7 protein-coding genes, 10 tRNA genes and 1 rRNA gene are annotated in these 6,086 nt (G+C 36.1%); all 18 read left to right on the forward strand.

Annotated elements, in window-relative coordinates; genetic code table 11:
• A 23S ribosomal RNA gene (locus BMY85_RS14375) occupies positions 1–93 on the forward strand; the annotation flags it as partial.
• A gap of 78 nt (positions 94–171) precedes the next feature.
• Positions 172–243 (forward strand) — tRNA-Asn (locus BMY85_RS14380).
• Positions 244–261: 18 nt separating this feature from the next.
• Positions 262–333, forward strand: a tRNA-Glu gene (locus BMY85_RS14385).
• A gap of 27 nt (positions 334–360) precedes the next feature.
• Positions 361–434 (forward strand) — tRNA-Ile (locus BMY85_RS14390).
• Between the two features lie 55 nt (positions 435–489).
• Positions 490–562, forward strand: a tRNA-Thr gene (locus tag BMY85_RS14395).
• 4 nt (positions 563–566) lie between these two features.
• A tRNA-Asp gene (locus tag BMY85_RS14400) sits at positions 567–640 on the forward strand.
• An 83-nt stretch (positions 641–723) separates the two neighbouring features.
• A tRNA-Val gene (locus BMY85_RS14405) sits at positions 724–796 on the forward strand.
• A 5-nt stretch (positions 797–801) separates the two neighbouring features.
• Positions 802–887: transfer RNA gene (locus tag BMY85_RS14410), tRNA-Leu, on the forward strand.
• Positions 888–902: 15 nt separating this feature from the next.
• Positions 903–976, forward strand: a tRNA-Arg gene (locus BMY85_RS14415).
• Positions 977–1,132: 156 nt separating this feature from the next.
• On the forward strand, positions 1,133–1,582 hold the full coding sequence (locus tag BMY85_RS14420; protein ID WP_092478978.1) for an HAAS signaling domain-containing protein: 450 nt from the start codon (positions 1,133–1,135) through the stop codon (positions 1,580–1,582).
• Between the two features lie 431 nt (positions 1,583–2,013).
• Positions 2,014–2,211 carry a hypothetical protein gene (locus BMY85_RS14425; protein ID WP_092478980.1) on the forward strand — a complete coding sequence of 66 codons (198 nt, stop codon included), beginning with the start codon at positions 2,014–2,016 and terminating at the stop codon, positions 2,209–2,211.
• A gap of 96 nt (positions 2,212–2,307) precedes the next feature.
• Positions 2,308–2,610, forward strand: coding sequence for a rhodanese-like domain-containing protein (locus BMY85_RS14430; RefSeq protein WP_092478981.1), 303 nt, complete (start codon positions 2,308–2,310; stop codon positions 2,608–2,610).
• 122 nt (positions 2,611–2,732) lie between these two features.
• Positions 2,733–3,878, forward strand: a complete 1,146-nt coding sequence (locus BMY85_RS14435; RefSeq protein ID WP_092478983.1) for a THUMP domain-containing class I SAM-dependent RNA methyltransferase — start codon at positions 2,733–2,735, stop codon at positions 3,876–3,878.
• Positions 3,879–3,933: 55 nt separating this feature from the next.
• Positions 3,934–4,638, forward strand: coding sequence for an N-acetylmuramoyl-L-alanine amidase family protein (locus tag BMY85_RS14440; protein WP_092478984.1), 705 nt, complete (start codon positions 3,934–3,936; stop codon positions 4,636–4,638).
• A complete protein-coding gene (locus BMY85_RS14445) occupies positions 4,635–5,228 on the forward strand; it encodes an XTP/dITP diphosphatase (RefSeq protein ID WP_092478986.1) in 594 nt (197 codons plus the stop codon). Before BMY85_RS14440 ends, BMY85_RS14445 begins: the two co-directional genes overlap by 4 nt.
• 28 nt (positions 5,229–5,256) lie before the next feature.
• Positions 5,257–5,736, forward strand: coding sequence for a YfcE family phosphodiesterase (locus BMY85_RS14450; protein ID WP_092478988.1), 480 nt, complete (start codon positions 5,257–5,259; stop codon positions 5,734–5,736).
• A 159-nt stretch (positions 5,737–5,895) separates the two neighbouring features.
• Positions 5,896–5,970, forward strand: a tRNA-Pro gene (locus tag BMY85_RS14455).
• A gap of 23 nt (positions 5,971–5,993) precedes the next feature.
• Positions 5,994–6,064: transfer RNA gene (locus BMY85_RS14460), tRNA-Gly, on the forward strand.
• The last annotated feature ends 22 nt before the right edge of the window (positions 6,065–6,086 follow it).

Raw genomic sequence — 6,086 nt, forward strand, 5'->3', positions numbered from 1 at the left:
GGCCCCTTGAAGACGACAAGGTTGATAGGTCAGGGGTGGAAGCATGGCAACATGTGGAGCTGACTGATACTAATAGGCCGAGGGCTTAATCAGGAATTAGGAAAGGATGTAATCTGTACTGTATGCGGTTTTGAAGGTACAGCCTTCTAGGAAGGTTAAGCTTCTTAATATTCCTCGATAGCTCAATGGTAGAGCACACGGCTGTTAACCGTGGGGTTGTTGGTTCGAGCCCAACTCGGGGAGGTTAAAAATTAAATATCTGGCTCCATGGTCAAGCGGTTAAGACACCGCCCTTTCACGGCGGTAACAGGGGTTCAAATCCCCTTGGAGTCATTCATATGTAGAATCATATGTTTAATTGGACCTTTAGCTCAGTTGGTTAGAGCAATCGGCTCATAACCGATCGGTCCTGGGTTCGAGTCCCCGAAGGTCCATTGTTGCAGACAGTTTCATGTAGCACCTTTTGATTTAAAGTAAAAGTAATTTTATGCCGACGTGGCTCAATTGGCAGAGCAGCTGATTTGTAATCAGCAGGTTATCGGTTCGAGTCCGATCGTCGGCTTTATGGCCCAATGGCTCAGTTGGTTAGAGCGCCGCCCTGTCACGGCGGAGGTCGGGGGTTCGAGTCCCCCTTGGGTCGCTCAGATAAATTAAAAAAATGAAAGTTTATCTTGACAAGCTAATATAAAAATGATATAATAGCAAAGCAAAAAGCAATTATATGGGATCTTAGCTCAGCTGGGAGAGCATCTGCCTTACAAGCAGAGGGTCACAGGTTCGAGCCCTGTAGGTCCCATTGATGCCGGCGTGGCGGAACTGGCAGACGCACAGGACTTAAAATCCTGCGGGACTAACCTCCCGTACCGGTTCGATTCCGGTCGCCGGCATTAAAAAAATATTATGTGTGTGTAGCTCAGCTGGATAGAGCACTTGGCTACGGACCAAGGTGTCGGGAGTTCGAATCTTCTCACGCACGTCTTTTAAAACCTTGTAATTATGTTACAAGGTTTTTTTACATATGAGAAAGCTATCATAAAAAGTAAGCTTTACGATAAAGAGTGTTTATGATAGAATAATTTATTAATAATCTGTTATCATAAGTTAGTAAGTATTTATAACAAAGGAGCCCGAAATGAAGAGAAAAGAGTTTATAGATACATTAAGAACATTATTGCAGGAAGAACTGCCAGACAGCAAGATAGAAGAAAATATAAGTTACTATGATAATTATATAAGAGAGCAAGGGAATGAAGAAAAGCAAGAAGAAGAAATTGAGCGAATTGGACCTCCTCATTTAATAGCACAAACTATAATTGAAAGTTACAAAATGTCGGGTGAACGTAGGTTTCAAAGTTATTCTAATCAGGATAGCTTTGGAGATGAGCAGCCAGAGAAAGAGGAGAATAGTTATAGAAAGAGTAGGGGAACAATTATGGAGAGAGTAAAAAAAGTTTGTATTGGTGCAGTTGTAATTATTTTTTTGCTGGCATTATTAAGGTTTGCTTTTGTCTTATTTGTAAGAATAGGATTGCCTCTGATTGTTGCTTATTTGGTAATAAGACTGATTAGGAAAAATAGATAGATTTTCATAAAAAGGTACTTAAAACAAGCTGGATTTAAGTATCTTTTTATTTTATAGAAGATTTCATAGAATTTTAGATACTCTTTATGACAAAGTAAAAAAGCTCCTAAACGGAGTTTAGTTTAAATATCATTGCTTAAGGATTTATGTAATATTTAAATAAAGTGAAACACCGTCAAGGGGGAGCCATGACGGTGTTTCGATGAGGGGAGTATAAATAATTAATAAGGGGTTATATAGTGTGCGAATCAGAGTTCATTTAAGGGGTGAACTCTTAACACATGTTTATTATAATACATGTAGTGTATAAAAGTCAACAATAAAAAACAAAAAATTATTTTTATTTTTTATTAGGATAGAGTATATTTTTTGTAATATTGCAGATAATATTTTTTGTAATTCAAATTATTTAATTTTTAGGAGGTTGCATTATGGCAAACAAATATAATAATGAAAACACAAGTAACAATACTTCAAGAAATAACTACAACAATAGTTCATCCCAGAATAACTACAACAATAGTTCATCCCAGAACAATTACAACAATAGTTCATCCCAGAACAATTACAACAACAATTCTTCACAAAATAGTTCAAAAAATTCCTCACAGAACTGCAATAACAATTAATTGTAGAAAGCGAAGCTAGGTGAAAAATTTCACCTAGCTTTTTTACACCATACTACATAAATAGAATATACTAAAAGTAGAAATGGTGGTGATCCTATGAGTTTAATTACGATAGCAGCCAAAGACCTAATGAAATATATAGGAGAAAACTCCGTATTAATTGATTTAAGGGAAGAAAGTGAATACAAGGAAGGACACATACCTGGAGCAGTTAATATTGTCTATAAGGGAGTAAATGAGACAATTATTGACTATCCTAAAGATATGGTCCTGATATTCTGTTGTGACCGTGGTAATTCAAGTTTGCTTCTTGGTCGCCATTATAGTAGTCTAGGTTACAAGGTTATTAATGTATATGGAGGCTTTCGGGCATATCGCGGGGAAATTACCGTTGACTAAAAAAAGATTATTTATCATAATAGAGATAACATTTTATAATTTGGTTGGATGAATTATCACAATTAGAATCTTGTTCATCCAACCAGAACTGTGTTACAGGAAAGAGAAAGGAATTTAGTTATATGAAGCAATATGAGTATATGGCACCGTGTCATTTTGGTATAGAAGCTGTATTAAAAAGAGAACTGCAGGATTTAGGATATGAAATTACGCAAGTGGAAGATGGGAAGATTACATTTAAAGGGGATCAGTCTGCAATTGCAAGGGCTAATATTTTTTTAAGAACTGCGGAACGTATTATGATTAAGGCTGGTAAATTTCAGGCAAAGACATTTGACGATTTGTTTGAAAGTACCAAAGCAGTCCCTTGGGAAAACTATTTACCAAAAGATGCGAAGTTCTGGGTAACGAAAGCCACAGCTGTAAAAAGTACATTAATGAGTACAACTGATATTCAGTCAATTGTAAAAAAAGCAATTGTGGAGAGATTAAAATCAGTATATGGTGTGGAGTGGTTAAGTGAGACAGGAGCAAAATATCCTATTCGAGTTAATTTAATAAAGGATGAAGTGACAATAGGAATTGATACAACTGGAGTATCACTTCATAAAAGAGGCTATCGTTTAGCTACTGCAAAAGCGCCATTAAGTGAAACCTTAGCAGCGGCACTTATTATGCTTACACCATGGAAAAAGGACAGGATTTTAATCGATCCATTTTGCGGAAGTGGTACTATAGCTATTGAAGCAGCCATGATAGGTGCGAATATTGCACCAGGAATTAACCGTTCCTTCATAGCTGAACATTGGACAAACATCATTCTAGCAAAAGACTGGTATAATGCCATTGATGAAGCATACAGAGCAATTAATAAAGATGTAGAAATGCATATTCAGGCATTTGATTTAGATCCGGAAATGGTAAAATCTGCAAGGGAAAATGCAGAAAGAGCGGATGTTTCTGAGTTTATTCATTTTCAGCAAAGAGATTTTCATGATTTGAAAAGCCCGAAAAAGTATGGTTTTATTATAACAAATCCACCTTATGGAGAGAGACTGGAAGAAAAAAGTGATATGCCAAAACTTTATTCTGATATAGGAAAAACATTTGCTCAGCTTGATTCATGGTCTTATTTCATTATTTCCGGATATGACGAAGCAGCAAAATATATTGGCAAAAAACCAGCCAAAAATCGTAAAATATATAATGGAATGTTAAAAACCTATTATTATCAATATATGGGTCCAAAACCCCCAAGAAAAGATTAAGGTTTGTAGAAAATGAAAAAGTATTATATAATTAGGATAATTGGAGGTGCTTTTTGTGGAAAAAAGGATTCTTAGAGCTGCAGTGATTCAAAGCACAATTCTTCTAATTATCTGTATTATAGCTGGTTTTGTTTTACATAGCGAAATACCAGCAACCGTTCAGGCAAATGTTGAAGATATCTTACTTACAGATGGTTATCCAAATTATATATATGTTATTGATGCAGGACATGGTGGAATAGATGGCGGAACAATGTCACCTGATGGAAGGCATGAGGAAAAGCTGATTAATCTGTCTATTGCAAATATGGTGAAAGAGATGCTAGAAGAAGACAGATATACGCAAGTGTATATGACAAGAGAAAGCGATCAGTTCATATCTCCAAAGGAGAGAGCTCGCATTATAAATAAAATTAGCCCAGATCTTACTGTTAGCATACATTGCAATAGTGCAGAGAATCAAGAAGCTGAGGGGGTTGAAGTGCTGTATAGTTCAGGAAAAGACAGTTCAAAGGAACTCTCAAAACAATGTCTCAATGAAATTCTGAAACTGACGGACCAAGTAAATAGAGGCCTTATAGAAGGGGATAACATTTACATAATTCGTAATTCTAAAAATCCAATTGCATTATTAGAAGTTGGGTTTCTTTCCAATAAAAGAGAATTAGACTATTTGTTAAAAAAGAAAAATCAAGAAAAAATAGCAAGAGGAATAGTAAATGGAATAAGAAAGACAGAAAGGAACTTTAAAGGAGTATGAAAGAGATAATATTTGCAACAACTAATCAGGGAAAAGTAAAAGAATTGAAAATGATTTTAAAAGATTTGGGTGTAAAGGTTTTATCCTTAAAAGATATAAACCTGAATGTTGACATTAAAGAGAATGGTACCACATATGAAGAGAATGCCTTAATTAAGGCAACTACTATTGCCAGATTAACGAATAAAATAGTCCTTGCAGACGATTCGGGGCTTGAAGTAGATTATTTAGATAAGGCACCTGGGGTACTTTCAGCTAGATTTATGGGAGAAGATACTTCATACGATATTAAAAATCAGGCCATTATTGATAAACTGGCAAATGCAAAAGGTTCTGAGAGAAGTGCAAGGTTTGTCAGTGCCATTGCTTGTGCCATGCCAAATGGTGAAACATTTACTACGCGAGGTACGATTGAAGGTGAAATAGGCTATAAAATAGAAGGAACAGAAGGTTTTGGATATGATCCGATTTTTTATGTGCCAGAATTCGGCTGTACCACTGCTGAGCTTACCCCTGAACAAAAGAATAAGATTAGCCACAGAGGTAAAGCACTAGAAGAAATGAAAAAGATACTGATTCAAAAGATTTAATGAAAATTCATGTATAGAAGGGGCATTTATGAAGATACTAATAGTAAGCGATTCACATGGAAGAAATAATTATCTATCTAAGGTATTGGATAAAGTCGGAGATGTGGATATGTTTTTGCACCTTGGTGATTTAGAGGGGACCGAAGACTTTATTGAAGCATTTGTAGACTGCAGGGTAGAAATGATAGCGGGAAACAATGATTATTTTACAGAAATTCCCCGTGAAAAATTGATTCAAATTGGAAAATACACTATTTTTATGACACATGGGCATCTTTATAGTGTTTACTTTGGTACGGAACAATTAAAAGAAGCTGCACGTATGAGAGGCGCTGACATTGTTATGTATGGTCATACCCATATGCCATCTATAGATCAGAGTGATGATGTCATTGCCATAAATCCAGGAAGCATATCGAAACCAAGACAGCCTGGAAGGCAGCCAAGCTTTATTTTGATGGAAATAGATAAAAATGGGGAGGCGCATTTTACAATAAATTACGTCTAAACCATCCATTTTAGGGCTTTTAAAGAATTTTTTTAAAAAATAAAAAAAAGTGTTGACTTTTAAAATATCATAGTCTATAATAACTCTTGCGTCGGTGAGAGGCAGAAAAACAAAAACCGACAAATAGAGACAAGTTTTGAAAGTCTTTAAAAGCACCATCGGGGTGTGGCTCAGCTTGGCTAGAGCGCTTGATTTGGGATCAAGAGGTCGCAGGTTCGAATCCTGTCACCCCGATTGCATACGTTAGTATGCTGATTGCGGGTGTAGTTCAATGGTAGAACACTAGCCTTCCAAGCTAGATACGTGGGTTCGATTCCCATCACCCGCTTGCGGTATTTATCGCAGGATGT

The sequence above is a fragment of the [Clostridium] polysaccharolyticum genome, assembly GCF_900111595.1.
Classification (GTDB): Bacteria; Bacillota; Clostridia; order Lachnospirales; family Lachnospiraceae; genus Clostridium_AI; species Clostridium_AI polysaccharolyticum.

Excerpts from the sequence above, each read along its gene's own strand:
- BMY85_RS14425 (WP_092478980.1), top strand. The coding sequence starts at position 2,014 with ATGGCAAACAAATATAATAATGAAAACACAAGTAACAATACTTCAAGA.
- BMY85_RS14450 (WP_092478988.1), top strand. The coding sequence starts at position 5,257 with ATGAAGATACTAATAGTAAGCGATTCACATGGAAGAAATAATTATCTA.
- BMY85_RS14435 (WP_092478983.1), top strand. The coding sequence starts at position 2,733 with ATGAAGCAATATGAGTATATGGCACCGTGTCATTTTGGTATAGAAGCT.
- BMY85_RS14420 (WP_092478978.1), top strand. The coding sequence starts at position 1,133 with ATGAAGAGAAAAGAGTTTATAGATACATTAAGAACATTATTGCAGGAA.
- BMY85_RS14445 (WP_092478986.1), top strand. The coding sequence starts at position 4,635 with ATGAAAGAGATAATATTTGCAACAACTAATCAGGGAAAAGTAAAAGAA.
- BMY85_RS14430 (WP_092478981.1), top strand. The coding sequence starts at position 2,308 with ATGAGTTTAATTACGATAGCAGCCAAAGACCTAATGAAATATATAGGA.